The 24840-nt window shown below is 62.4% G+C and carries 26 protein-coding genes; 19 read left to right on the top strand and 7 right to left on the bottom strand.

Annotated elements, in window-relative coordinates; translation table 11 throughout:
- Positions 1-111: DUF736 family protein (locus tag QX135_RS31725; protein ID WP_315745070.1), on the top strand; the 111-nt coding region annotated here is incomplete at its 5' end.
- Between the two features lie 272 nt (positions 112-383).
- Here the strand turns inward: QX135_RS31725 and QX135_RS31720 are convergent.
- Positions 384-800, bottom strand: coding sequence for a hypothetical protein (locus tag QX135_RS31720; protein WP_315745059.1), 417 nt, complete (start codon positions 798-800; stop codon positions 384-386).
- 209 nt (positions 801-1009) lie between these two features.
- Positions 1010-1411 (bottom strand): hypothetical protein, encoded by a 402-nt coding sequence (locus QX135_RS31715; RefSeq protein WP_315745057.1) that lies wholly within the window; start codon positions 1409-1411, stop codon positions 1010-1012.
- Positions 1412-1785: 374 nt separating this feature from the next.
- On the opposite strand from QX135_RS31715, the gene QX135_RS31710 reads away from it, so the two are divergent.
- Entirely contained in the window at positions 1786-2016 is a 231-nt protein-coding gene (locus tag QX135_RS31710) for a helix-turn-helix transcriptional regulator (protein ID WP_315745055.1), read from the top strand.
- Positions 2017-2554: 538 nt separating this feature from the next.
- Here the strand turns inward: QX135_RS31710 and QX135_RS31705 are convergent.
- Positions 2555-2704, bottom strand: a complete 150-nt coding sequence (locus QX135_RS31705; RefSeq protein ID WP_315745053.1) for a hypothetical protein — start codon at positions 2702-2704, stop codon at positions 2555-2557.
- Between the two features lie 210 nt (positions 2705-2914).
- Between QX135_RS31705 and QX135_RS31700 the strand changes: the two genes are divergently transcribed.
- The 13 genes from QX135_RS31700 (at position 2915) to QX135_RS31640 (ending at position 15293) form a co-directional block, all read left to right on the top strand.
- Complete coding sequence (locus tag QX135_RS31700) at positions 2915-3190, top strand: DNA -binding domain-containing protein (protein ID WP_315745051.1); 276 nt, start codon at positions 2915-2917, stop codon at positions 3188-3190.
- Positions 3191-3272: 82 nt separating this feature from the next.
- Positions 3273-3542: a transcriptional regulator domain-containing protein gene (locus QX135_RS31695; protein ID WP_315745049.1), complete on the top strand. Its 270-nt coding sequence runs from the start codon at positions 3273-3275 to the stop codon at positions 3540-3542.
- A 49-nt stretch (positions 3543-3591) separates the two neighbouring features.
- On the top strand, positions 3592-4122 hold the full coding sequence (locus QX135_RS31690; RefSeq protein WP_316196511.1) for a DUF2285 domain-containing protein: 531 nt from the start codon (positions 3592-3594) through the stop codon (positions 4120-4122).
- A gap of 229 nt (positions 4123-4351) precedes the next feature.
- The gene (locus QX135_RS31685; protein WP_315745045.1) at positions 4352-4633 is read left to right on the top strand and encodes a helix-turn-helix domain-containing protein; all 282 of its coding nucleotides are present in this window, start codon (positions 4352-4354) and stop codon (positions 4631-4633) included.
- On the top strand, positions 4633-5535 hold the full coding sequence (locus QX135_RS31680) for a replication initiator protein A (protein WP_315745043.1): 903 nt from the start codon (positions 4633-4635) through the stop codon (positions 5533-5535). The genes QX135_RS31685 and QX135_RS31680 overlap by 1 nt, the downstream gene beginning before the upstream one ends.
- 241 nt (positions 5536-5776) lie before the next feature.
- Positions 5777-6241 (top strand): DUF2840 domain-containing protein, encoded by a 465-nt coding sequence (locus tag QX135_RS31675; protein WP_315745041.1) that lies wholly within the window; start codon positions 5777-5779, stop codon positions 6239-6241.
- Entirely contained in the window at positions 6238-6753 is a 516-nt protein-coding gene (locus QX135_RS31670) for a S26 family signal peptidase (protein ID WP_315745039.1), read from the top strand. The genes QX135_RS31675 and QX135_RS31670 overlap by 4 nt, the downstream gene beginning before the upstream one ends.
- A complete protein-coding gene (locus tag QX135_RS31665; RefSeq protein WP_316196510.1) occupies positions 6753-7697 on the top strand; it encodes a lytic transglycosylase domain-containing protein in 945 nt (314 codons plus the stop codon). The genes QX135_RS31670 and QX135_RS31665 overlap by 1 nt, the downstream gene beginning before the upstream one ends.
- A 247-nt stretch (positions 7698-7944) precedes the next feature.
- The gene (locus tag QX135_RS31660) at positions 7945-9696 is read left to right on the top strand and encodes a relaxase/mobilization nuclease domain-containing protein (RefSeq protein ID WP_315745031.1); all 1752 of its coding nucleotides are present in this window, start codon (positions 7945-7947) and stop codon (positions 9694-9696) included.
- Between the two features lie 176 nt (positions 9697-9872).
- Positions 9873-10796, top strand: a complete 924-nt coding sequence (locus QX135_RS31655; protein WP_315745029.1) for an alpha/beta hydrolase — start codon at positions 9873-9875, stop codon at positions 10794-10796.
- 77 nt (positions 10797-10873) lie between these two features.
- Positions 10874-12685, top strand: coding sequence for an MFS transporter (locus QX135_RS31650; protein ID WP_316196509.1), 1812 nt, complete (start codon positions 10874-10876; stop codon positions 12683-12685).
- A gap of 157 nt (positions 12686-12842) precedes the next feature.
- Positions 12843-14846 (top strand): conjugal transfer protein TraG, encoded by a 2004-nt coding sequence (locus QX135_RS31645; protein ID WP_315745024.1) that lies wholly within the window; start codon positions 12843-12845, stop codon positions 14844-14846.
- 12 nt (positions 14847-14858) lie between these two features.
- The gene (locus QX135_RS31640; protein WP_315745023.1) at positions 14859-15293 is read left to right on the top strand and encodes a CopG family transcriptional regulator; all 435 of its coding nucleotides are present in this window, start codon (positions 14859-14861) and stop codon (positions 15291-15293) included.
- Here the strand turns inward: QX135_RS31640 and QX135_RS31635 are convergent.
- From QX135_RS31635 to QX135_RS31620, 4 genes are all read right to left on the bottom strand, one after another.
- Positions 15290-16336, bottom strand: coding sequence for a HoxN/HupN/NixA family nickel/cobalt transporter (locus QX135_RS31635; RefSeq protein WP_316196508.1), 1047 nt, complete (start codon positions 16334-16336; stop codon positions 15290-15292). The genes QX135_RS31640 and QX135_RS31635 overlap by 4 nt on opposite strands.
- 390 nt (positions 16337-16726) lie before the next feature.
- On the bottom strand, positions 16727-18205 hold the full coding sequence (locus tag QX135_RS31630; protein WP_316188010.1) for a DUF3526 domain-containing protein: 1479 nt from the start codon (positions 18203-18205) through the stop codon (positions 16727-16729).
- A gap of 12 nt (positions 18206-18217) precedes the next feature.
- Entirely contained in the window at positions 18218-19615 is a 1398-nt protein-coding gene (locus QX135_RS31625; protein ID WP_315745022.1) for an ABC transporter permease subunit, read from the bottom strand.
- Position 19616: 1 nt separating this feature from the next.
- Positions 19617-20321 carry an ABC transporter ATP-binding protein gene (locus QX135_RS31620; protein ID WP_315745020.1) on the bottom strand — a complete coding sequence of 235 codons (705 nt, stop codon included), beginning with the start codon at positions 20319-20321 and terminating at the stop codon, positions 19617-19619.
- Between the two features lie 177 nt (positions 20322-20498).
- Between QX135_RS31620 and QX135_RS31615 the strand changes: the two genes are divergently transcribed.
- From QX135_RS31615 to QX135_RS31600, 4 genes are all read left to right on the top strand, one after another.
- On the top strand, positions 20499-22940 hold the full coding sequence (locus QX135_RS31615; RefSeq protein WP_315745018.1) for a TonB-dependent receptor: 2442 nt from the start codon (positions 20499-20501) through the stop codon (positions 22938-22940).
- Between the two features lie 307 nt (positions 22941-23247).
- Positions 23248-24228 (top strand): P-type conjugative transfer ATPase TrbB, encoded by a 981-nt coding sequence (trbB, locus tag QX135_RS31610; RefSeq protein ID WP_315745016.1) that lies wholly within the window; start codon positions 23248-23250, stop codon positions 24226-24228.
- Positions 24225-24554, top strand: a complete 330-nt coding sequence (locus tag QX135_RS31605) for a TrbC/VirB2 family protein (RefSeq protein WP_315745014.1) — start codon at positions 24225-24227, stop codon at positions 24552-24554. The genes trbB and QX135_RS31605 overlap by 4 nt, the downstream gene beginning before the upstream one ends.
- The gene (locus QX135_RS31600) at positions 24554-24835 is read left to right on the top strand and encodes a VirB3 family type IV secretion system protein (protein WP_315745012.1); all 282 of its coding nucleotides are present in this window, start codon (positions 24554-24556) and stop codon (positions 24833-24835) included. The genes QX135_RS31605 and QX135_RS31600 overlap by 1 nt, the downstream gene beginning before the upstream one ends.
- The last annotated feature ends 5 nt before the right edge of the window (positions 24836-24840 follow it).

Raw genomic sequence — 24840 nt, 5'->3', positions numbered from 1 at the left:
GAGGAGGGACGCGACTATCTCTCGCTCAAGCTCGACGACCCTTCCTTCAACGCCCCGATCTACGCCAACCTGTTCGATGACGAGGGCGGCGAAGGCTACACGCTCCTCTAGTCGCGGCCGCGCAAGACCGCGGAGTAAGGGCACGAGCCGGCTCCGCCCGAATTGTCCGGGCGGGGCACGGTTCGAACCCAGACCGGGCTGACTGCGCTAGGCCTGATATCAATCTGTCTAGCCGCGGCCATCGCCAGCGAATCTTTCGATGAGCGTGTTTTGCCTTCTCAAGTTTTCCGTCCGTCAAGCCGAACAACTGACGCTGTTCGCTCAGACCGGATGTCCACGATGGACCCTTTCGGGGACTCTCGGTGCGAAATGTCTCTCCAACGTTATCCGATCAGCGAATCGCTTTCATCTTCGGTCCACCAACGCATATGCTGCGCCTTCCCGCTCTGCTCCAGGATTTCGGTCAGGGCTCGAGCGAGACGGTCGACTGTGTCGGTCGTCGAAGTCTTCTTTAGGAGTCGTCGGACGAAGGGACGGGAAGGTTTGATGAAACATAGAAAGCCGTTCTCGAACTCCTGATAATGACCGCATCCGAGCCAAAGGGGAAATTCCGAATTTGCGAGGTCGATACGCCACCCCCAATCTTCGGGTTTCATATTCACAACTGCAAAGCCGTGATGTGGCAGCTGCTCGCATAGAAATTCTGCAAACCGTTTTCCGTACAGCCCCGGATTGACGAGTTTATCCTCGCCAGGCTCGGGCGGAAAAGCCGTGGAGACAAATTCAAGATGCGTTCTCATTTCGCCATCGTACTTTGATTGTTGAGATCACTCCACTGGCGACGAGCAACACTCGAAATCATGGGCCCTGACGACGGTCCCAGGAAGCAAGCAATAGGTCACAATCGGTCGCATCGCGCTACGTTGGCTCGGCCCTCAGACCGGACGTTCTCTATTCCTGCGTGACCTCCTGCGAGGCGGGACGCCGACAGGCCAGGGGGAGGACAGCGCTATTTCCCGAACCTCGGCTCTCGAATGTGCAGAGGCGCGTCCGCAGTCTTGCAGATCGCTTCAATGAGGAGACGTATCGCTCGTCCTTGCCACTCGATTTGATCAATCGGAGCTTCCCAATACTCCGACAGGACGTAGGCCAAGTGGCGGGCCTTTACGCTCAGGCCCTTTACCGTACGAGCGGGCGTCTCCATGATTGCTCGTTCGATGGGATCAAGACGGGCCAGCACCGCCTCATCCTCTGCGGTGAGGTATTCGCCGATTCGCTCGCCTGGATCGGCGGGCGCGCGATCGAGTTCTGCTGTGAGCGCCAAAAATTGTCTCTCGAGTGCCGAGAGACCGGCATCCAGGTCTGCTGACGTGGGAGAATCGCAACCGCCAAGAGATGCTTGCGTGTCCATATGAGCCCCAATAGCCGGAAACCCGTTTGCGGTACACGGCTTCGCGGCCGCGCGCCCCGCATCTACCCCATCGCTTCACGCTCGAAACGCCTCCAATAGCAGCGAAGATTCGCGCAAGAGGAGTTCGAACTGATGCTCAAGCTCTATCAGCGCGTCGTCGATTGCTGATACCGGGGCCTCTGCGTTGGTCCTCGGTTTCGTAGAAGACGTATCCCTCCGAGTTTCACATCTAGGTTCCATCAACTTGGTCGATGATCCTCGACTGGCGTGCCGATATTCGGAGAACGCGCTCCGAATGCCAGTCAGTTGAGTATTTTCGCATTATAGGTTATAACCTATAGAATTTCCAGTCCTGTTTTGGTCCTACCGTCCAGATGGATTGGTCGGAACCAAAGGCGGCGCGCGTCATTCTGGGAGCGAATGTCAAGCGCCTGCGCAAGGCACAGCGGTTCAGCCAAGAGCGGTTGGCCGAGCTAACCGGTCTCGACCAGCCGCATATCAGCGAGATCGAGGCCGGACTGATCAATCTCACACTTGATAATGTCCAGGCTCTGGCTGTAGCGCTTGGTGTCGAGCCCTCCGATCTACTGAAGCTGACTAGCTAAGGGCTCGCCGTTCGGAGATCACGATTATCGGACTGCTGAGTAGCGCAATAGCCGCTGCGCGATTGACCTGGCGCTTGGGCCGAATGACTTTTGTTGCTGGCCAGTGTCCTCTCAGCTTCCGGTTGTGAGCCTCGGAAAGACAGACCGCCTAAGCCGCGTGCTATCCACACCGGAATGCTCCGATAAGGTCGCCGGCCGAAGGTGGTCGGCATGAGCACGTCTGGACGAATTCAATGCGTCGATGGCCTGTCGTTGCGCTCAGTGGTCGCCCCGGGCTCAGGGCTGTTTTTCGGCCTTGCTTCCGCGTTGATCGTACGTGGTGCGCCGACTGTTGTTGTTGGCGTCCAAAGTTGCGATCAATACGTGTGAACCGGCAGCGTGGGAGCCGTCGGTCGTACTTCGTGTCCATAGGTTGGCTGCGTGTATCCTTTGTTGTTGCCTAATTGTTGGCTTGCTTGATACTTAAAAGAAATCTGTGATGTGAGCTTTCTCTTCTTCTGCCCCGGGCAATTGACGTCTTGAGAAGCTCGGCGGCTGTTCAATTGAGCTGATGAGCAGGATGATTGGCGATATTGATGTTGGCGGCGTCTGCCGCTCGCGCAACTAAACGGATGTGAATACGGTCGATTTTGTCGGGATGAGCGAGTCCCTCCCGCGAAGTCATTTTCGCAGGCGGATGCTCTTTCAAGTCGACCGCCGGAATGTCTCGGAGCTGATCTCCAACGCGTGCGCGGTAGCCGACCTTGCCATGATGTATCTCGACTGGGCGTTGAGCTTACTCGGAGTCGCCAGACAAAGGTGCTGGAGCACTCGATGCGAAGCCACACGGAATGCTTGTGCTGGCGGCGGCGTGAAATACGTCTAATCTTTGACTTGGACTACGTTGGAAACAAATGTCATGCCGTCGCACCCGCCGGATCCCGATGTCGATGATCTCGCGCCGACCGAAGACGCGCTGACGGCCTATGACGATGAGCACATTTCCACGTACCTGCGCATGCTCGATGCCGCGGCTGAGGACGCCGATTGGCGCGAGGTGGCTCGAATCGTTCTTCATATCGACCCCGATCACGAACCCGAACGGGCCCGCCGCGCTTACGACAGTCATCTTGCCCGAGCCAGATGGATGTCGAGCAAAGGCTATCGTCATCTGTTGCGGCGTGCGGCCGATTGATGCCGATGGTTTTCGATACGCTGAACGCAGTGGTTGAGGTGTTCAGTCTTCGTTAAGGCAGTTCCGTATCGGGATACCTGCCATGCGGTCTCTCGGGCGCCGCAATCACAAAGAGTCCTCATTGTGTGGTTGCAATCTTGGTGCGGCTGCAGATGAGGACTACGAAATGTCGAAATTCGAGTGGCGTTCGTCTCGGGCTTACGATCTGGACCATGCAGCAGATCCAAACGTTGCCTGGGAATGTCTTCGCCGCAATCCAGCCTATCAGCAGGACTACCAATCAGTAGCAGACCCGGAAGTATGCGCTCCGTCCGAATTCCGCAACGAATGGGGGCTCGTCTTTCGCAGCTGATCCCCGCCACGCGTTTGATGCCCAGCCGATCTTTTGGGCGCCAGAGACGTTGCCCACCGTCTTGTCGATGGACCGGGCGGCACAACCGAATTTCACCGCACCGTTGGATCTGACCGAGCTGTTGGGAGACCGACTGCGTGCGGCTTCGGACGGCTGGCATGTTGTGTTGCCGCTCGGCGGCGGTACACACCGTCTGTGGCTGCCGGACGAGCCGGTCAAACGCGTCACATACAGCGTCAAGCTGCCGCTTGATGAGGATTTCGAGGCACGCGCCCGTGCGGCCCAGAGGCTTTGGCGGGCCCTGAACAATCGGCCGCTAGGGCCGTCCCCGGACGGCCTTACGCTGCAGCAACGCGCGCGTCTTGCGACGGCGCTTCGCGCGCTCGACGGCCACCTGGAGGGCGCTTCGTATCGAACGATCGCCGAAGTGCTGTTTGGATCCGCACGCATTCCCGCTCGCGCCTGGAAAACTCACGACCTCCGCAGCCGTACCATTCGCTTGGTGCAATTGGGCCTGCGGCTGATGCGTGGCGGCTATCGCGATCTGCTGCGTCCGCGCCATCGCAAGAGATGGCGCTGATTGCAGTCGCGGCGAGCGCCGCGGTCTACCCGTACGCCCAAGGGTCTGCGACGGTTGGGTTGCTGCTCGATCTCTGCCGATCGTTGGCGATCGTCATGGTGACCGCGTGGGGTGCCGAACATTCACCCCCCGATCTTCGGCATCCCCCTTCGCTCGTCTGCTCCGCCATCGTGACCTCCGACGCGCCGCTGACCTCACAAGCGCGCTCTGAGCACACGGAGCCTCGACAATGCCCGATCCGAACGCCGGCTTGCCGCCACGATACCTTCGCACGCCAGAAGCTGCCCGCCTCCTGAGCCTGTCAGGACGAACCCTCGAAAAGCACCGCACCTACGGCACCGGCCCGGCCTACAGAAAGCTCGGCGGCAGGGTGGTCTACGCGCTCGAGGATCTCAGGGCGTGGGCGGATGGCGGTGTCAAGACATCGACGTCCGATCCGGGAAAGAGCACCGTGCTCCCCGCCAAGCGGCATCCGGCGCTCGTTCCCTATGCTGGCAAGGGGCGCCGCTGATGCACCAGCGGTATGATCGGCAAGCCCATGGCCCGCGGCCGTCTGAACGCGGCCAACTCGAACTGTTCCGCGCGTTGCCCGGCGATCTCGCCGCCCGTGATGCGCAGGATCTCATGGCCTATCCGTTCTTCTCGCTGGCCAAATCCAGACGCGTCGTCCCGATCGACTTCCATGCGGGCAAGATCAGCATCCGTGTCGAAGCGGTGCCGGAGCACGGCATGGCCACGATCTGGGATGCCGATGTTCTGATCTGGGCAGCCTCACAGATCGTTGAAGCGCGTGACGCCGGATTGAAGACCTCACGGCTGATGGCGGCCACGCCTTACGAGATTCTGACCTTCGTTGGCCGCGGGACCAGTGTGCGCGACTACGATCGTCTCAAGGCAGCGCTCGATCGATTACAGTCGACCACGATCATGACGTCGATCAGACAGCCTGAGCGTCGGCGGCATCGGTTCTCCTGGATCAATGAATGGAAGGAGACCGCGGATGTGCACGGCCGTCCGCGGGGGCTGGAACTGATCTTGCCGGACTGGTTCTATGCCGGCGTGCTCGACGACGCCCTCGTGCTCACCATCGACCGTGCGTATTTCGATCTGAAAGGCGGGCTCGAGCGCTGGCTCTATCGCATCGTGCGCAAGCATGGTGGCCATCAGAAAGGCGGCTGGAGTTTTGATTTCGCGCATCTCCACGCCAAGTCCGGCTGCCTGTCGCCCCTAAAACACTTTGCCTACGATCTGCGCGACATCGTCCGCCGTCAGACGCTCCCCGGCTACCGGCTCACCATCGAGGCCGGTCTGCGCGGCGCGGAGCGTCTCTCCTTCGCGCCCGCTCCCGAGGATCCTTTCGCCGCACGTCTACGCAAGCGCGGCTTCATCGGCGCATCTGGGGACAACCTGTGAATCAATTCGTGCCATCGAGGACGCGCAGGATCGTGCCGTCAGGGACCCGATTCCCGTGCCAACGGGGACCAGAATCGAACGAAACGGCCAACCTTTCAACAGTTTGGCGGGCTCGTAACTTTACTAACCTGGAATCCTTCGGATTCCTTCTAACGGACTGCGCATGTCTGTCGCTCATTTCGCCGCGGCAACAGACGCGAGAATTCGATGTTCGGCGTGGCTCTCGTCATGGAGCAGCCGAATGAGCGAGCTCACCGATGTCGAGCTGATCTGGCTCGAGAAGCGGGTCGAAAACTGGATTCGCTTCGGTCATGCGGCGCGAGAGACGATTTTAGACAAGAGGCGCCGGATTCTGTCGTTTGCGCCTGGCAGCATCTTCGCCTTCGTGCGCTGGGCCGCGAACGATTTCGGGACTGTCTTTTCGCGCATCGACATCATCCGGACCGTCGCGCCTGAGCAAGGCTGCACAACCATTCCGCATGTACGTCCCGGTGGCGACATCATGCTGCACCTCGCGGGCTGGCCAAAGGTCGAACGCGTGCTGCAGCAGATCGACATGGTCGAAGCGCTCGGCATCGATCCGACCGAGGCAGCTCCCGACTATTGGCGGCACGTTCACAACCGTCTGCTGGTCGATGAGGCGCCGCGGCCGTACACGCGGTTGCGCCATCAAGCGTGGCTGCGGCGACGGAGGATCGTACCATGAGCCGCCATATCGCAGTCTGTTCCGTCGCGGTTGGGGCCGCCGTGCTCATGATGGCCGCGACCGTCGCGCGGCCAGCCGTCCGGTATATCTGGAACGTGTCTGCAAGCGTGCCCCTTGGCTTGTACCGGCTGCGCCCAATCGACGGGCTTGTCCGTGGTGAGCTTGTCGCAGTCCAGCCGCCTGAGCGGCTCGCAATATTTCTTGCCGACCGCAACTTCCTGCCGCGCGGCGTGCCGATGCTGAAGCGGGTGGCGGCATTGCCCGGTCAAACTGTTTGTAGAAGCGGTCTTGCTCTCAGCGTCGACAATGTCGAAGTCGGGCAGGCGCGTGAGCGTGACGGCAAGGGCCTGCCATTGCCGGTCTGGCAGGGCTGTCACGTTATCGTCGATGGCGAAGCCTTCCTCATGAATCCGCACTCGGCGGTCTCGCTGGATGGGCGATATTTCGGGGTGCTGCCGGCGGCGGCGATCATCGGCCGAGCGGAGCCTGTCTGGGTGAGCGGGGAGGGCTGATGTTGCAACATGCTCGCCGGCCTTCCCAAATCTCGCTGTTCGATCTGCGCTCAGATCCTTCACTCGCCCCGGCCAAATCTAGCAGCACGGCTCAGCCGCGCAGGTGTCCAAAAGCCGCGTCCGGCCTGACCGCGGGGCAGCCGTTGGAATGGAATCTCGGCGGCTTTATCGTGACGGCCACTCGTCCTCTGGCCTGCATTCGGCTCGTGCGGACGATCACGTTGGTTGCTACTGTCGTCGTGTGGTCCACACGGTGGATCGTGTCCGCGGATGCTGCGGCATGCGCCAGTCAGCCGGCATTCGAAGCGCACCAGCGAACAGGGCCGGCGGTCTCATCCTTCACAAGCTTCGTGACCGAAGCCGCGCAACGTTTCGGTATTCCCGAGCGCTGGATTTATGCGGTCATGCGCGCCGAAAGTGGCGGAGAACGGCGCATGCGATCGCCCAAGGGCGCCATGGGTTTGATGCAGATCATGCCGGAGACCTGGCGAGATATGCGCGCCCGATTGGGTCTGGGGGCTGATCCCTATGATCCCCGCGACAACATCCTGGCGGGGGTAGCCTATCTGCGCGAGATGCACGACCGCTATGGAATGCCGGGGTTCCTTGCCGCCTACAATGCCGGCCCTAGACGTTATGAGCGCCATCTGGCGACCGGCTGGCCGCTGCCTATGGAGACACGCGACTATGTGGCGAGGCTCGCACCGATCATCGGTGGCAGGCCGGCCGAGCGCGCAGCCAAGGCGAACGCGTTTGCGCCGGTCGAGTCGCGCGCGACGCTCTTCATCCCGCGCAGCCGGCGTCGTTGGGGTAACGATCGACGAGCACCCAGCAATCGTTCAAACGGTTCATCGGGGGCGCATGCGACGGCCGATCCATCTGCACTGGCGCAGCGCTCGGGCGCGCTCTTTGTCCGTCGGGCGGTCGATGATCTCTCGCAATGATTGGGATCATACCTCGTCGTGGTCTGTCGCAGATCATCGCATGTCTGGGTGGAAGTGAGTTGACGTTGGAATACGTCTGCCACGGATTGCGAGATAAAAGCGCCGACGGCCGTCGGGCGCATGTGGTTGTTTGGATTCGTGTTTCAGACGTGATCCAGATCGGGCCGGCTGGCGGTCTACGGCGAAAGCATCGGCAAATCAATCAAGCGAGCGCCGTCGGCCAAGCCGGCCTGTCGCCGAGGTTGACATGAGCCGGGACGAGAGCGACTTCCGCGTTCGTCCCGGTCGGATCAGGAACGCCGGCCGTGGCCCAGCCAAGCCGAAGAGCTTTGTTGGCCAGGTCATGCGGGCTGCGAGGAAAGCTGGCCACACCGGCAAGGGTTTTGGCCGGGAGGGACGACGGGCCGGTGCGCGGTTCGGGCGCGGGCGGTCTGCTGCCCTGGCCCTGTCGCTGCGCTCGCCGACGCGGCGGGTCGTGATCAAGGCGCGCGTGGTCCGGCATAGGGGGACGAAGTTCCGGTCGGCGCCGCTTGCCAAGCATGTGAGTTATCTCAAGCGTGAGGGCGTCACGCGCAACGGCGCGGATGCCACAATGTTCGATGCGCGATCGGACCAGGCCGAGGAGCGGGCGTTCGCTGCCAGCGTCGAGAGCGACCGCCATCATTTCCGCTTCATTGTCTCGCCGGAGGATGCCGCTGATATGCAGGATTTGCGTGCCTTCACGCGCGAGCTGATGCGCGATGCCGAGCGCGATCTCGGGACGCGGCTGGAGTGGATCGCAGTAGATCATTGGAACACGGACAATCCGCACGTCCATGTTCTCGTGCGCGGCCGGAGCGATGACGGCCGGGATCTCGTCATCAGCCGCGACTATATCAGCCGCGGATTTCGCGAGCGGGCCGCGGAGCGCATCGGTCTTGAGCTCGGGCCGCGCAGCGAGCACGAGATCAAGTCGGCTCTTGAGCGCGAGGTCGATGCCGAGCGCTGGACCGGACTCGATCGCACGCTTCGCGCTGTTGCCGACGAAGGAGCTGGCGTCGCCGATCTTCGCCCGGTGACGCGCGGCGAAGATCCGGAACTGCGAAGGCTGATGACCGGCAGGGCGGCCCGGCTGGAACGTCTTGGTCTGGCCGAGCAGATTGCGCCAGGGCGTTGGACGCTGAAGCCGGGTCTCGAGGAGACGTTGCGCGATCTTGCGCTCCGCGGCGATATCATCAAAACCATGCACCGGGCCATCGCCGGCTTCGGCCGGGAGCCCGACATCGCGGGCTTTGCGCTGCATGGTGATCAGCCGGCCGATCCGGTGCTCGGCCGCCTCGTGGCGCGTGGTCTCCACGACGAGCTCAAGGGCTTGGCCTATGCCATCGTCGACGGCGTCGATGGCCGAACCCATCATCTCAGATTCGCTGATCTCGAGCTGGCCGGCGATGCTCAGCTGGGAGCGATCGTCGAGGCGCGCATGTATGACGATGCGCAGGGTCGCAAGCGGCTGTCGCTCGCGACACGATCGGACCTCGCCCTCGACGCCCAGGTGACCGCGGATGGTGCGACATGGCTCGATCGTCAGTTGCTGGCGCGGGAGCCTGTTGCCGCCCGCGGAGGATTTGGAGCGGACGTCCGGGCCGCCATGGAGCGCCGGATCGATCATCTGTCCGCTGAGGGTCTCGCTCGCCGGCAAGGGCAGCGGGTCGTGTTCGCGCGCGATCTGCTCACCACCCTGCGTCAGCGCGAGCTGAATGCCGTCGCATCCAGGCTTTCGGCAGAGACGGCGCTGGCCTACCGGCCGATCGGCGAAGGCGATCCGATCGCGGGCATCTACCGTCAACGTGTGACCTTGGCGTCCGGTCGCTTCGCCATGATCGACGACGGGCTCGGCTTTCAGCTCGTGCCTTGGCGTCCGGCACTTGAACAGCAGCTCGGGCGCGAGGTGCGCGGGATCGCCATCAGCGGCGGCGCAGTGAGCTGGAGCTTTGGACGCAAGCTCGGCCTCGGACTCTGATCGTCCCTGAAACATCGAAATGGCATGGGGCTGACCACCAGGGAGGCTTGGACACCCCGGTTATTCTGCGAGATTCTGCGCAAGACTACGACGAGCATCGTTGAGGCATTGCCTCCCTTGTATCTCGTCGGCTCCTTCGTCCCACGAGCGCAGATATGTAACGGGGGACGATCACGATGCCGTATATCGATGCTGGCGGGGTCAAGCTCTATGTCGAGGAAACCGGCCAGGGCCATCCGATCATCTTCGCTCACGAGTTCGGCTCTGACTTGCGAAGCTGGGATCTGCAGGTCCGTCACTTCGCGAAAAGCCACCGCTGCATCGTCTACAACGCAAGGGGCTACCCGCCCAGCGATGTTCCCGAGGATGCCGCGCTGTACGGCTGGGAGCATGCCGTCGGCGATATCGATGCGGTGATGCGCGGACTTGGGCTCGACCGAGCGCATCTGGTCGGGGCCAGCATGGGCGCCTATGCCGCCCTGCAGTTCGGACTACGCTACCCAGGACGGGCCAGCGCCATCGTTGCCGCAGCCGCGGGATCGGGCTGTTCGCCGTCGCAGCGCGAGCAATGGCTGAAGCAGACATCGACGCTGGCGCGGTTGTTCATCGATCGCGGTCTGGATGTGACGGCGGACAAAATCGCGCACAGTCCGACGCGCATTCAGCTCAAGCACAAAAATCCCCGGGCGTGGCGGGAGTTCGCGGACCGGCTTGGGCGGCTGTCTGTACAGGGACTGTCGACAACCATGGTCCGATATCAGATGTTGCGCCCGTCGCTGTACGACTTCCGGGACAGCTTGGCCACATTGGCGATCCCGGTGTTTCTCGCTGTCGGTGACGAGGACACGCCCTGTCTCGATGCCAACCTGATGCTGAAGGCATGCCTGCCCGACGCTGGCCTTTGGATCTCTCCGAACACGGGTCACACCATCAATATGGAAGAGCCGGCTGCCTTCAATGCGCAAGTTGAAGGATTCTTCGATGCCGTCGAGCGCGGCTGCTGGCGTCACGGCTATCCCACATCCAAACCGCGTCCCCGGAATCTCGACGCCGAGCAGGCAGGCCCAGCGATCTCCTTGGCTCAGCGCCGAATGCGCTGAGTCCTCGATCGGCTCACCGCAATCTGTCGACGCCGCTGCTCATCCTTCGATCCCACTCATCCTCTCCGCGTGGCAATATGAAATCCAGGATCGGCGTTTATCTCTCCCAGGACGTCGCAGCACGCTTGGCGGTCGCGGTCGCGGTTCAACGCCCGGGCCAATCGAGGTCCGCGCTCGTGGAAGCCGCTCTTGATCGCTATCTGGGCCCCGACGAAGACGACGGCGAGTCCGTGCGCGATTGTATCGGCCTCATGAACCGGCAGCTGGAGCAACTGGCGGCCGATGTCAGGCTCGTCAGCGAGGCTGTCGCGCTGCAGGCGCGCTTTCAGTTTGCCATGGCTCCACGCCTCCCGGCTGCTGCCTTGCACGAAGCCTGCCAGCGGGGGGCCGAACGCTTCGACGAATTTGCGGCGCAGGTCTCCGCCCGCGTTCATCAGGGGCGCTCTTTGCTCCGGGAGACGCTGGACCGGCTCAGCGCGGCGGTCCAGAGCGCGCCGGACGACGATCCCGAGGAGACGGCGCGCTCGCAAACCAGCGCGGGATCGGCTGCCGCTGATCGCGATGTCACGGCTTCGGTAGACGATTTGCAGGCTCATGCGATGCCGCGCCAGGCGGGCACAGGCCAAATGTCCATGTGGCAGCTGATCGTTAGAGTGTTCCTGCCGTTCGTTGGTGCCTACTACCTGTCGTTTCTGTTCCGGACCATCAATGCGACGATAGCAGGCTCGCTCGCCGCCGAATTCGGCCTCAGCGCCGGCAATCTCGGTCTGTTGACGTCGGTCTACTTCCTGACCTTCGCGGCTGCCCAGATCCCGATTGGCATTCTCCTGGATCGACATGGTCCACGGCTCGTTCAGAGCGCGATGCTGTTGGCCGCGGCTGCTGGTGCGGTACTGTTTGCGGTCTCGGATCACTTCCTGCTTCTCCTTGCCGGCCGCGCTCTGATAGGCCTCGGCGTCGCCGCCGCATTGACGTCAGGCCTGAAGGCACTGCTGCTCTGGTTTCCGGGCGAGCGGGTGCCGTTGCTCAATGGCCTCATGATCATGATGGCGGCCTCGGGAGCGGTCACCGCGACGCTGCCGGCGGACTGGCTGGTCGCCTCGATCGGCTGGCGTGGATTGTTCAACCTGCTTGCGCTCGGATCGCTGGGCTGCTCGCTGCTGATCTTTCTGATCGTGCCCAAGGTCGTGCCGGCGTCGCCATCTGCTTCAGGTGTGGCCAAGATCGGCCTGAAGACCATTTACGCCGACCCCCGCTTCTGGCGGCTGGCGCCGCTCTCGGCCACCTGCATCGGGACGGCCTGGTCGCTCCAGGGGCTTTGGGCTGCATCATGGTTCAGCGATGTCGATAGCCTCGGCCGGCCGGCCTTGCTGCAGAACCTCTTAATGATGGCGATTGCCTTGAGTCTCGGCGCGCTGTTGCTTGGTGTCGTTGCGGATCGATTGCGCCGGCGGGGCATCGGGCCCGGTCAGTTGCTGTTGTCAGTCGCGATTCTGTTCATCGCCGCGCAATCGGCGCTGATCGTACGCCTGCCGCTGCCATCGTGCATCTCCTGGGTGTTCATTGCGTCCGTCGGTGCAGCGACCGTGCTGAGCTACGCCGTCTTGGCAGAGTACTTTCCGAAAGAGGTCGCTGGACGAGCGAATGCGGCACTCAACGTGTTCCACATCGGAGGCGCGTTCGCCCTGCAATGCTTGACGGGACTCGTGGTCCAGCTCTGGCCGGCGGTCGGCGGTCACTATCCAGCAATTGCGTACCAGGCAGCTTTCGGCGTGAACGTCGCTCTCCAGATTGCGGCTGCGATCTGGTTCGCGCTTCCGTCCCGGGCGAGCGCTGAGAGCGGGGAGGAGTACCAACAATTCGTTGAGCGGGATCTGCGGCGTGCTTGACAGCATCGGGAGTGACATTCTGCACGAGGTCTTGCCAAGGGCCGGTCTGCTGCAGTCATCGCCTGCCGAGCGTCGAGTTGTGCGTCGAACGAGGCGGCCGTTCGCTGACTGTTCGGGGCCGCTCTCGCCCGGCGTTCTGGGCCTCTGACCTGCCCTCATGCCTGGCACGAGAATCCTCTGGGGGCAGATCACAGCGGTCGTCGCGATCGTGCTTGTCACGATGTGGGCCGCGACGCAGTGGACGGCGTGGCGGCTGGGGTATCAACCGCAGCTTGGGCCGCCCTGGTTCGAGCTGGCGCGGGGCATGCCTGTCTATCTCCCGCCCGCATTCTTCTGGTGGTGGTTTGCTTATGACGCGTATGCGCCCGATGTGTTCGCCGAGGGAGGTCTGATTGCGGCGTTCGGTGGTGTGGCCTCGATCGTGGTCGCGTTCAGCATGTCGGTCTGGCGGGCGCGTGAGCCGGCGGATGTCTTCACTTATGGGTCTGCGCGATGGGGGACGCTGAAGGAGATCTCCGCGGCCGGACTGCTGGGAGCGGACGGCGTGGTGCTGGGACGGTACGCGGATCAGTACCTTCGTCATGACGGTCCAGAGCATGTGCTGTGTTTCGCGCCGACTCGCTCGGGCAAGGGCGTTGGCCTGGTGGTGCCGACCCTGCTGACGTGGTCGGGCAGCTGCATCGTCCACGACATCAAGGGCGAGAATTGGCAACTGACGGCGGGCTTTCGAGCGCGGCATGGCCGGGTGCTGCTGTTCGATCCGACCAATGCGCGATCGGCGGCTTACAATCCGCTGCTCGAGGTGAGGCGAGGGGAGTGGGAGGTCCGCGACGTCCAGAATGTCGCCGACGTCCTGGTCGATCCCGAAGGGTCGCTGGAGCGGCGCAATCATTGGGAGAAGACAAGCCACGCGCTGCTTGTCGGCGCCATCCTCCACGTGCTCTACGCAGAGCCGGACAAGACTCTGGCGGGGGTGGCCAACTTCTTGTCGGATCCAAAGCGGCCGATCGATGTCACTCTGCGCGCGATGATGACAACGGCGCATCTGGGGGACGCCGGACCGCACCCTGTGATCGCATCCGCCGCCCGCGAGCTCCTGAACAAGAGCGAGAACGAGCGCTCGGGCGTGCTCTCGACCGCGATGTCGTTTCTCGGATTGTATCGCGACCCTGTCGTGGCGCAGGTGACGCGCCGTTGCGACTGGCGGATCCGTGATCTCGTCGCGGGCGAGCGGCCAACCACGCTCTATCTCGTCGTCCCGCCCTCCGACATCAGCCGGACCAAGCCGCTGGTCCGGCTCATTCTGAACCAGATCGGACGCCGCCTGACCGAAGATCTGCAGGCCCGCGAGCGGCGCCACCGGCTGCTTCTGATGCTCGACGAATTCCCCGCACTTGGGCGGCTCGATTTCTTCGAGTCCGCGCTCGCCTTCATGGCTGGCTATGGCCTGAAGAGTTTTCTGATCGCACAATCGCTCAATCAGATCGAGAAGGCATATGGTGCGAACAACGCGATCCTCGACAATTGTCATGTCCGGGTGTCGTTTGCGACCAATGACGAGCGCACCGCCAAGCGGGTGTCCGATGCGCTGGGCACCGCCACCGAGATGCGGGCGATGAAGAACTATGCCGGCCACAGGCTCAGCCCCTGGCTCGGCCATCTCATGGTCTCGCGCCAGGAAACGGCACGTCCCTTGCTCACGCCGGGAGAGGTGATGCAGCTGCCGGCTGATGATGAGCTGGTGCTGGTCTCCGGTGTTCCGCCGATCCGCGGCAAGAAAGCCCGATACTTCGCGGATGCGCGGCTGGTCGACCGGTTATTGCCACCTCCCAATCCCGTCTTGACACATCAAGACGGCGATGTGTTGACGGACGACTGGAGCAAGCTGGCGCCAATCTCGCGCAGGATCTCAGCCGCAGATCAGGGCGCGCCGTCTGCGTTCAGCAACGCCGGTGATGCCGCGAATGCCGGGATCCGGAGGGAGGCCGAGCTTCCCCAACACGAGGAGATCGTCCCGGCGCCAACGCAGCCTGTTCAGGAATTCAACTTTGAAGACCGGGAAGCGGATGACGAGACGGTGCGCATCAGCGCGCTGCGTGACCAGCTGCGTGGCTTGCCGCAGCAGGCGGCGCTGGACCCGGACGACGGCCTTGGCCTGTGAAGGAGTTCGACCGTGCGGACCAAGCACACCTTTCGACTGCCGCCAAACCTGGCGGGCCAGCTCGCTGATTACGCCAGCCGCAAGCGTGTGCCGCAGGCGCTCGTCGTCGAGACCGCGCTGACGTCCTATCTGTCGCCTGACAATGCCGAGCGAATGGAGGCAGCGCTAGGGCGGCGTCTCGACCGACTGACGAGGCAGGTGGAACGTTTGGAACGTCACGTGACGATCTCCAATGAAGCGCTGGCTCTGTTCGTGCGGTTCTGGCTGACCGTCACGCCACCGCTGCCGGATGCAGTCCAAGCCGGGGCGCAAGCCAAGGGCCGTGAGCGCTACGAAGGGTTCGTTGAAGCGCTCGGACGGCGGTTGGCCAAAGGACAGACGCTGGCCGCGGAAATCTCCCAGGACGTCGCGGCTAGGGACGTGAAATCAGACGAGGTTCAAGGCTAGGCCGTTTGATCCAGATGTCCGAGGCGGAAGATCAGGACGGACATCAGCCAGCCGATGACGAAGATGCCGATGATGAAATAGCCCATGATCCCGAAGTGCTGGCTGATCTGATCGACAAGGCTCCACCCCCCGCCATGGAGGTCCCATTTGTCGGCAACGAGGCTGATCAGCTCAATTCCACCGATCAGCAGCGCGACCACGACCGAAATCGAAGTCATGGTGAGATTGTAGTACAGCTTGCGGATCGGGTTCGTGAACGCCCACCCATAGGCCTGGACCATGACGACCCCGTCCGTCGTATCGACGAGCGACATGCCTGCAGTAAAAAGCGCCGGAAGAACGAGTGTCGACCAGACCGGCAGTCCGGATGACGCCTGTGTTGCCGACAAACCCAGGAGGCTCACCTCTGTCGCAGTATCGAAGCCCAGCCCGAACAGGAATCCGAGAGGATACATGTGCCAGCTCTTTGTCACGATGGCAAAGAGCGACCGCAATGTCCGTGAGATTGGTCCTCGACGTAAAAGCAGATCATTGAGAGCATCGTCTGTCACCTGCTGGCCGCGTCGGGTCGCAGAGAAGGCGCGGTAGATCGAAAGCAATATCACCAGATTGGCGAGCGCGATGACAATCAGGAACGCTGCAGAAACGCCGATTCCGACCAGTCCGCCAATCTCCTTGAACCAGCTGAACTTGGCGTCGAGCGCCGCAATCGAGCACGCGACCAGAAGCGACGCGATGATGACGACTGTGGAGTGGCCGAGCGCAAAGAAGAGCCCGGTTGAGATGGGACGTTTTTCCTCCTGCATCAGCTTTCGCGTGACGTTGTCGATCGCCGCGATGTGATCAGGATCGACAGCATGCCTGAGCCCGAAGCTGTAGGCCAATGATGCCATGCCGAGCAGGACCGGCTGGCCCGCGTACTGTACGAGGGCCCATGTCCACGCCGCAACATTCGTGGTGATGAGCGCCGCGTAGATGAGGACGATCTTGCGGGTCTGATTTTGTGGACGATCGTCGAAGGTGTGTCGAATGGGAAGTATCAATCGTGCAGTCCTGCTCCACCGCGCCAGGCCGATGGGAGCCGCGCCGCACACCCCCACACGTCTCCGAGACAGTGTCGTTCATCCATCTGTCATGTTGCTCCCCGAGTATGACGAATGTCAATGATTGTCATACTATCGTTGCGCGTGTAGGGTTTGCTGACCGGTGTAGAGGCCGGCGACAGACTTCGGGTGATCGCGGCAAGCCTCGTCCGGAAACGCATCGCGTGAGCGATGGCTCATCGTGGGAAGCAGTCGCCCCTGAGTCTCACGCCAGAGCGCGCAATTCGTCCATCTTCGCACGGCGCGCGCCGTTTCCGGACGGGGCTTTGTGGATCGTGATCATCTCTCAGCCGCAGGCGTTCGGATACGCAGGCTTTAAGAAGTGGTGATCTAGACAATCGGCTGGCGGGCCGCTTTGGCGACCGCGAGCAATCCGATCGAGATCACGAGGGTCAGGATCAGGGCGACGCGCGTCCAAATCCGCCGGTATGTCTCTGCTCGGGTCACCTCAGTCCATCGCCATTGCGGCAACAGAACCAGATCATCCAGCGTCGTCGCACGGTTGTCTTGAATTTTGGGGGCGAAGAAGCGGCGCCAACCGTCGTGAAATGCTTCCGTCTGAGTCTTGAAGGCAACGAAACGGCGCGAGTCGTTGCCGGCAACGGAGTTCAGCGCCTCGTTGACGAGAATGGCGGGCGAGAGAAAGCCAATGATGTCCACGAGACGCTGCTGCGCCAGGAGTTGGCTGTCGAAGCGCTTGAGCAGTGGTTCGATCTGTTCATCAACGCGCTGTTTGGCGAGGAAGAAGGCGCGCATGCGCGACGGCACCTCGATCTGTCCGTTTTTCACCGCCAGGGCTTCGGGGTCAGAGGCGTAGCGGTAGTCGGCGCTGTAGAGAGTCTCGTACTCGCGCAGGGCGTCGGCGGTGACCACCCGCGTCCGGCTTGCCAACTCGGTGCGAGACGGGGCCGGGCTGACCGCGTTCACGGCCAGATTCATTGCAACCGGCAGGATGAGCACGAGGACCGTCCAGAGCGCGACCATGATCAGTGCGTTCTGCGACGACGGACGTCCGAGAACGTTGACGAAGGCCGCGACCGTAAACCAGAACAGCGTATAGCCGGCGATGAGCAGGGCCCACGACAGCATCAGAGCCATCGATGCGATCGTACGTGTCTCGGGAAAGATTGCGAGAAGGACGATCAACGGCAAGGGGATCACCACGGCCAGAAGCGCGATCAGCCGCACGGTCACCTTGGCAGCCAGTAAGGTCGTAAGAGACAATGGCTGCGAGCAAAGCATGCGCAGCGTGCCCTGCTCTCGCTCGGCCGAGAGCAGGTTGTAGCCGAGGCCGACGACGAGAAGGGGCAGCACGAACACCACGACGAAGGCCAGATCGAAATGCCCGCTGAGAAGGTTCCACGGGTTCTCGATTTCCGAGTCGTACATGAACTGCACCTTGCTGAGATACGAGATGCGGTAGTAGTTCGGCATCATGTCGGACTGACCGACTGCGAGTGCCGCCAGCGGCGCATTTGGCAGCACGGTATGCCGGCCCGCGAGCGTGCCCGCCATCGCAGCGGGATTGGCCGGATTGGAGAATGGAACCAGGGCGTCCTTGCCGGCCAGGACGGATTGCAACCTATCGCGGTTCTTCTGCTGCGCTTCGCGCTCATGTGCCGTCACCTCGGCGATCATCCGCTCGCGCAGCGAGGCTTGCGCGATACCGACGAGCAGGCCGCAGCCGATCATCAGAACCAGAGCCGTGCACACCAAGGGCAGAGTCCGGTCTCTGAGGAGCGTGCGTGTCTCGTGGCGGACGATGAGCCAGAAGTTTGCAATCGAGCGAGAGGATGGAGAGATCATCATCGATGGTTCGCGCTATCGCATTAGGGGACGGGAGACAGCGGCATGCGCCAGTGCGATCGTCCCGCCGAGCAGAACCGCCAACAGAACGAGGCTTTGCCAATGATGTGCCAAGGCAAAGGACGCGCGCGGAAGTGAGTAATGAAACTGTGGCACGCTGGCCCACAGCTCCGGGCCGGCCTTATAGGTGAAATGTGCATTCCCCAACGGATCGGCATGCTTGATCAGGTCTTCGCTGACGATGTCCTGGATCAGCCGGCGGTGCGCCTCCGCAGCCGAGGAGAAATCGCGGTGCTGTGTGAAGTCCGTGCCGGCCAGGCCCATCGAAAAGCTGCGAAGGGCAGTCACGGGGGCCACGATGCCGACCCAGCGTTGCATCCGCTCCTGGCGCTCGAACGTATCCCATAACTTGCTGAAGGTCTGATCGAGGACGCCGTATCCGGCATGGTCGTCCACCTGCAGCGCAGCACCCCACTTGCTCAGCGGGAGCGCGGCGTCCCATTGGGTGCGGACGCCAAAATTGGCGGCCCACGCCTGATCAGCCGCTTGGCCAATCTCGTGCGACAGGTGCTCGTCGAAGTCGAGGCGTGACGGCGTCGGATAGAGCAGGCTCGCGGCTTCAGAGGCGGCACGGGGCGCGATCAACGTCGTTGCGACCCAAAAGGCCAGCAACAGCACGAGAGCCGCGCGTGACGAACGCACCAGGGCGGATACGGCAAGCGTAAGGAAGATATAGAAGCCGAGGTACAGACCGTAAGCGGCAAAAAGCCAGGCGGTGCGGTACAGCACGTCGAGGCGGTCGGCGGTGGCGGTGCCCGCGAGCAGAATGAGCGACAGGATCGCGGCGGCCGGGAGAACGAGGAGAGCGATGCACCCGCCGAGCGCGGCCGCCTTACCCAACAGCAGACTGCGGGCGGAGACACCGAGGCTCAGAAGCTGCCGCAGCGTGCCGCGTTCATATTCGCCGCTGATCGCGTTGAACCCGATCACAATGATTAGCAGCGGCAGCAGCACCTGGAGCACCCAGGCCGGCGACAACTCGCCGAACCGCTGCAGCCCGGTGGCATCCTGCGCCGGTCGGAATTTCAGCTCGCTCTGCCGATGAGCCTGCAGCCACACCGTGGATCCGACATAGGGCTCGATGCCGGGGTCCAGGATGGACAACGGCGGTTCGGGCTTGAAGACATGCATGCCCTGTTCGGCGGCGTCGTGAGGGTGACGGCGGCCCTGCTGGAGCCAGGCGTCATAATCGAGCGCCTGCCCCGCGCTTCGCTCGCTGTTGATCTGAGCGTGGCGCTGCCAGCCTGCTGCGAGAGCAACCGCGAGCAGCAGAAAGACCAACCCGCCTGCCCATACCAGTCGACCGTCACGCAGGATCTCGCGCGCATCCTTTGCAGCAATGAATGCAAACACGTCAGTTCTTCATATGCTTGAGATAAAGCGCTTCGAGATCGGCATGGCTGACGTCCTCGCTCTTGAGCTCCTCTACGAGGCGCCCGCGCTTCATGATGCCGATGCGTGTGCCCGTCTGCTTGGCATGGAAGAGATCGTGTGTGGTGGTCAGCACCGCGACCCCCGACTTGCTTGCATTGATCAGCAGTTCCGAGAACTCGTTGGCCGCGGACGGATCGAGGCCGGAGGTCGGCTCGTCGAGTAGCAGGGCCTTGGCCTGCTTGGCGAGCGCAATCGCGATGCCGACCTTCTGGCGCATGCCCTTGGAATAGGTCGAGACCCGGTCGTCGACGGACTGGCGAGGCAGTCCGGCAGCTTCGAGCAAGGCGAGCAACTCCGACCGTGGCAGGCGATCCCCGGTCGCAAGCGACGAGAAGAAGGCCAGGTTCTCGACCCCGGTCAGCGTCGCATAGAGCGTCACCTGCTCGGGGATGTAGGCCAGCAGACGCTTGGTCTCGAGTGGAGATTGCGCGACATCGAGGCTGCCGATCGTGAGACGTCCAGATGACGGTTGGATGAAGTTCAGGAAAAGATTGATCAGCGTCGTCTTGCCCGCGCCATTGGCGCCCAGCAGGCAGTAGATGTCTCCGGGGGAGACGCTGAGCGTTACGCCGTCCAAGGCGGTCTTGTCACCGAATTGCTTCGTCACGTCGATCGCGTCGAGCATCGATGCTCTTTCCATTGCAGATCAAGGTATTCCGGACAACAAGGATCGGTGTGTGACCCGAGAGCTTCGAATGACCTATTCGGTTTTCCAGATCGCAGTATGATCTTTCAGTCTTGACATCATACTCGGTGCGTCTGATTAATCAAGAAGCCGTGAGTGTCGCGGTGAACGAGCGCAATGGGGCAGTCGTTCACCGGCCGGCTGCTGGGGGTGGTTGTGCGTGATCTTCGTTGCTCGGTTTCTGCGTTGAGCTTGTCGGTCGCGCTCGGCTCATGCCTGCTTCTGACGGTCGATGCCGCTGCACAAACATCTTCCCCGCCGGCGTCAGCGACAAGGACGCCATCCGAGCTCCCACAGGTCGATGTGACTGCGCCAAAGCCGCGGAGCTCTGCCGCCGCTCGCTCGTCCGAGACCCAGAAGCGCCAATCCACCCGTTCGAATACGCGGCGGCCTGTTGCCGCTCCTGCGGCTGCAGTCGCAGATCGTCAGGGACAGGGAGATCAGCGCGGAGTTGTAACGCCGCTGAACTCCAGCGGCGTCGCCGCGAGCGCGAGCCGGCTCGGGCTGACGCCGCGCGAAACGCCTGCAAGCGTCGAGGTCGTCGGCGCCGAAACCATCCGCGAGCAGGGCTATCATACGACCGTCGACACTGTGAGGGGCGCTACGGGCGTGACGGCGGGAGACGCGCCGAACGATGTCGCTTATGCCATGCGCGGCTTCCAGGGCAATCAGATCAACGTCACCTATAACGGCATCAATATCGGTCCGACGGGTTTCACCGCGTTGACGATGGAAACGTTCAACCTCGACCGGGTTGAATTCCTCAAGGGGCCGTCATCGCTGGTCTCGGGCCAGGGCGCCGTCGGCGGGGCCATCAACTTCGTGACCAAGGCGCCTCACACCGGGCCGATCACGCAGGAGGCGTTCTTCGGCTTCGACAACCGAGGCAGCATCCGCAGCGGCTATGGTTCGGGCGGGAGCACCAAGATCGATGGTCTCGACTATCGTTTCGACATCAGCAAGTCCAGGGAGGTCGGCTTCATAGACGATACCGACACCAAGAATCTGCACGTGTCCGGACAGCTGAACTATCGTCTCACGGACACGTTCAAGGTGTTTGCGGCCACCGAATTCAAGGATTATCAGGCGAAGCTGTACGAGGGTACGCCACTGGTGCCGTCTGCCTACAGTGGCGCGTTCGCCACTTCGGGGATCGTAGCCGGCAACAAGATTTCGGATTACAACGGCAGCGCGCTCAATAATGTCACGATCGACAGCCGGACATTATCGACCAATTACAACGTTCTGGACGGTCACAAGACCATCAAGGAATCCTGGGTGCGCGGCGGCTTCGAATGGGCCGCGACAAACGACGTCACGGTGCGGAGCCAGTTCTACAACTACAATGCCAGTCGCGACTGGTACAACAACGAGGTGATCGCGTTCAACGCCGACACGAACCAGGTGGATCGCGAACGCTTCTATGTCCATCACAACCAGAACATGGTCGGCAACAACACCGACGTGACCTGGAATTCGAACATCTTCGGTATGGACAACCGGCTGGTGACGGCCTTTGAAGTCTATCACCTGGATTTTGCCAGGCCCGGGGCGGCGTCGATCGCTCCTCCCGATCAGGTCTCGCTCGTCGATCCCGTACGTGGCTATTACGGCACGCTGCAAACGCAGCGTCAGACGGCGGTCATCGACAGCTTCGCGATCAACCTGGAAGATCGGCTGAAGATTACCAACACCTTCGCGCTGATCGGCGGACTGCGCTACAATCCGTTCACGTTGGACCGCACGTCGGTCGACAAGTTCGGCGCGACGAAGAGCGGATTTCCGTATTCGGCGAGCTGGGATCCGGTGACGGGACGGATCGGCTACACCTGGGAGGCCGTTCCTGGTCTGACATTCTACAGTCAATATGCGACGGCGAGCGATCTTTCGGTCGGCAGCCTGTTTCTGTTGAGCCCGACGCAGAAGCTGACCCTGACCTCGGCGCGCAGCTATGAGACTGGCGTCAAGAACCTCCTTTGGGACGGACGCGCCGAATGGACGCTGTCGCTGTTCGACATCGAGCGGAGCAATGTCTACTCGGCGCAGGCCGGGCAGCGCCTCAATCTTGCAGGTAAGGTCAAATCGCAGGGCGTTGAACTGTCGGGAGCGGTCCGCCCGACCCCCGAGAGCAAGGTCTGGGCGAACGTCGCCTATGTCAACGCCCGCTACGCCGACTACGACTTTACGGGTGGCACCTATTCCGGCAACACGCCCCCGAACATTCCGTCGCTGGTGGTCAACGGCGGCGCGTCCTATCGCTTCCTCAATCCGGGCTGGCTGCCCGTTGAACTCGGCTTCTCAGTCCGCCATGTCGGCGACCGCTTCACGACCGACGCCAACGTGGTCACGATGCGGGCCTATACCACTGCGGATGTCTTCGCATTCGTCGACATTCCAAAATCACGAGTCTTCCCGACCGTCGACAATACGCGAGTGACGTTCCGCGTTCGTAACGTGACCGACAAGAAGTACGCCGCCTGGAGCGATCCGAACTATCCTGATCAGATCTTCCTCGGCGCGCCGCGGACGTACGAAATCGAGACCTCGTTCAAATTCTAAGCTGCGCCAGATCGAGGCGGCAGTCATCGTCGGACGGTCGAAGGTGGCCGCTCTCTACGCGCGATTTGAAGCTCGGGACGGCGACTGTATCTGAATTTCCCCAGGCATTCGATTGGCAATTACCTGGGAAATTGCTCGCGCTCGATATGTGCGTCGAAATCTCTCCATCCGTCCCCGCCAATCGTTTCTCTTTCTACGCCATAACGCGACTGCTCCAATGAGCGCGTTGCGCCGTACGAAGGGCTGCCGCTTCTAATCGTCCCTGTGAGCGACGCGCGAAGCGCCGTCGCCGGTCACGGGGGTGATCATGGCGGTTCATTCATGGCGGACCGAGGCGAGCTCGCGCGGCGCGCGCATGTTGCGGACGGCCTTGGGGCCTGCGATCGCAACATGGCTCGATGATCCCACCATCGTCGAGGTGATGCTCAACCCGGATGGCCGGCTCTGGGTCGATCGGCTCGCTTCGGGTCTGACTGCAACGGGTGAGACGCTCTCGCCCGCCGACGGCGAGCGCATCGTGCGTTTGGTCGCGCATCATGTCGGCAGCGAGGTTCATGCCGGAGCGCCCCGCGTCTCGGCCGAACTGCCGGAGACCGGCGAGCGTTTCGAAGGTCTCCTGCCGCCGGTCGTGACCGCACCGGTATTTGCCATCCGCAAGCCAGCGGTCGCCGTGTTCACGCTCGCGGACTACGTCGCAGCCGCAATCCTCACGGACGCGCAGGCCGATTTGTTGCGAACGGCGGTGGTTGCGCGCAGCAACATCCTCGTCGCAGGGGGCACCTCGACCGGCAAGACCACGCTGACGAATGCGCTGTTGGCGGAAGTTGCAAAAACGGACGATCGAGTGGTGCTGATCGAGGATACGCGCGAGCTGCAATGCGCGGCGCCCAATCTGGTGTCGCTTCGGACGAAGGACGGTGTTGCTGCCCTGACGGACCTCGTGCGGTCCGCGTTGCGGCTGCGGCCCGATCGCATCCCGATCGGCGAAGTCAGAGGCCCCGAGGCGCTGGATCTCCTCAAGGCTTGGGGCACCGGTCATCCCGGGGGCATCGGCACCATCCATGCGGGCTCCGCGATCGGTGCGCTCAGGCGCCTGGAGCAACTGATCCAGGAAGCCGTGGTCACCGTGCCGCGTGCTCTGATCGCCGAGACCATCCAGCTGATCGCCGTTCTCGCCGGCCGCGGCGCCGACCGTCGCTTGGTCGAGCTCGCCCATGTCGAAGGGCTGAATGCCGGCGGCGACTATCAGCTCACCCAGCTCGCACCCGCGTCAGGAGAACAGCCATGAAGCAACGCTCTGGTCCTTCGGCTCTTTGGGCGGTGGCGTCCGCGGCTGTGACGTTCGCTAGCTTTGCGATGAGTCCGGTCTGGGCCGCGGGCTCCAACATGCCGTGGGAACAGCCGCTCAATCAGATCCTGCTGTCAGTCCAGGGACCGGTCGCAAAGATCCTGGCGGTGATCATCATCATAAGCACGGGCCTGACGCTCGCCTTCGGCGATACGTCGGGAGGATTCCGCCGGCTGATCCAGATCGTCTTCGGGCTCTCGATCGCCTTTGCGGCCTCGAGCTTCTTCCTCGCGTTCTTCTCGTTCGGTGGCGGGGCAGTGATCTGATGGAGGCTCCGCTCCATGCCGATCAGCCGTTTCCTGGCTTTGCAATCGCCGTGCGCCGCTCGTTGACCGAGCCGATCCTGCTCGGCGGTGCGCCGCGCGCGATCGCGATCCTCAACGGTACGCTCGCTGCTGCGCTTGGCTTGGGGCTGCGGCTCTGGATCGCGGGGCTTCTGTTCTGGGCGATCGGCCACGGCGTGGCGGTGTGGGCTGCCAAACGCGATCCAGACTTCGTCGAGGTCGTGCGCCGGCACCTGCGCATTCCCGGTCATCTCATTGTGTGAGGAGC

It is taken from the genome of Bradyrhizobium sp. SZCCHNR1098, from assembly GCF_032489375.1.
Lineage (GTDB): Bacteria > Pseudomonadota > Alphaproteobacteria > Rhizobiales > Xanthobacteraceae > Bradyrhizobium.
This window is presented reverse-complemented; position numbering and strand designations above follow the sequence as displayed.

What these genes read in the sequence shown, in the direction of transcription:
- QX135_RS31700 (WP_315745051.1), top strand. Translation starts at nt 2,915, where the DNA reads ATGCCGTCGCACCCGCCGGATCCCGATGTCGATGATCTCGCGCCGACC.
- QX135_RS31675 (WP_315745041.1), top strand. Translation starts at nt 5,777, where the DNA reads ATGAGCGAGCTCACCGATGTCGAGCTGATCTGGCTCGAGAAGCGGGTC.
- QX135_RS31620 (WP_315745020.1), bottom strand. Translation starts at nt 20,321, where the DNA reads ATGCTCGACGCGATCGACGTGACGAAGCAATTCGGTGACAAGACCGCC.
- trbB (WP_315745016.1), top strand. Translation starts at nt 23,248, where the DNA reads ATGGCGGTTCATTCATGGCGGACCGAGGCGAGCTCGCGCGGCGCGCGC.
- QX135_RS31680 (WP_315745043.1), top strand. Translation starts at nt 4,633, where the DNA reads ATGCACCAGCGGTATGATCGGCAAGCCCATGGCCCGCGGCCGTCTGAA.
- QX135_RS31720 (WP_315745059.1), bottom strand. Translation starts at nt 800, where the DNA reads ATGAGAACGCATCTTGAATTTGTCTCCACGGCTTTTCCGCCCGAGCCT.
- QX135_RS31605 (WP_315745014.1), top strand. Translation starts at nt 24,225, where the DNA reads ATGAAGCAACGCTCTGGTCCTTCGGCTCTTTGGGCGGTGGCGTCCGCG.
- QX135_RS31665 (WP_316196510.1), top strand. Translation starts at nt 6,753, where the DNA reads ATGTTGCAACATGCTCGCCGGCCTTCCCAAATCTCGCTGTTCGATCTG.
- QX135_RS31650 (WP_316196509.1), top strand. Translation starts at nt 10,874, where the DNA reads ATGAAATCCAGGATCGGCGTTTATCTCTCCCAGGACGTCGCAGCACGC.
- QX135_RS31630 (WP_316188010.1), bottom strand. Translation starts at nt 18,205, where the DNA reads ATGATGATCTCTCCATCCTCTCGCTCGATTGCAAACTTCTGGCTCATC.
- QX135_RS31660 (WP_315745031.1), top strand. Translation starts at nt 7,945, where the DNA reads ATGAGCCGGGACGAGAGCGACTTCCGCGTTCGTCCCGGTCGGATCAGG.
- QX135_RS31710 (WP_315745055.1), top strand. Translation starts at nt 1,786, where the DNA reads ATGGATTGGTCGGAACCAAAGGCGGCGCGCGTCATTCTGGGAGCGAAT.
- QX135_RS31600 (WP_315745012.1), top strand. Translation starts at nt 24,554, where the DNA reads ATGGAGGCTCCGCTCCATGCCGATCAGCCGTTTCCTGGCTTTGCAATC.
- QX135_RS31685 (WP_315745045.1), top strand. Translation starts at nt 4,352, where the DNA reads ATGCCCGATCCGAACGCCGGCTTGCCGCCACGATACCTTCGCACGCCA.
- QX135_RS31715 (WP_315745057.1), bottom strand. Translation starts at nt 1,411, where the DNA reads ATGGACACGCAAGCATCTCTTGGCGGTTGCGATTCTCCCACGTCAGCA.
- QX135_RS31645 (WP_315745024.1), top strand. Translation starts at nt 12,843, where the DNA reads ATGCCTGGCACGAGAATCCTCTGGGGGCAGATCACAGCGGTCGTCGCG.
- QX135_RS31670 (WP_315745039.1), top strand. Translation starts at nt 6,238, where the DNA reads ATGAGCCGCCATATCGCAGTCTGTTCCGTCGCGGTTGGGGCCGCCGTG.
- QX135_RS31655 (WP_315745029.1), top strand. Translation starts at nt 9,873, where the DNA reads ATGCCGTATATCGATGCTGGCGGGGTCAAGCTCTATGTCGAGGAAACC.
- QX135_RS31695 (WP_315745049.1), top strand. Translation starts at nt 3,273, where the DNA reads ATGCGGTCTCTCGGGCGCCGCAATCACAAAGAGTCCTCATTGTGTGGT.
- QX135_RS31615 (WP_315745018.1), top strand. Translation starts at nt 20,499, where the DNA reads ATGGGGCAGTCGTTCACCGGCCGGCTGCTGGGGGTGGTTGTGCGTGAT.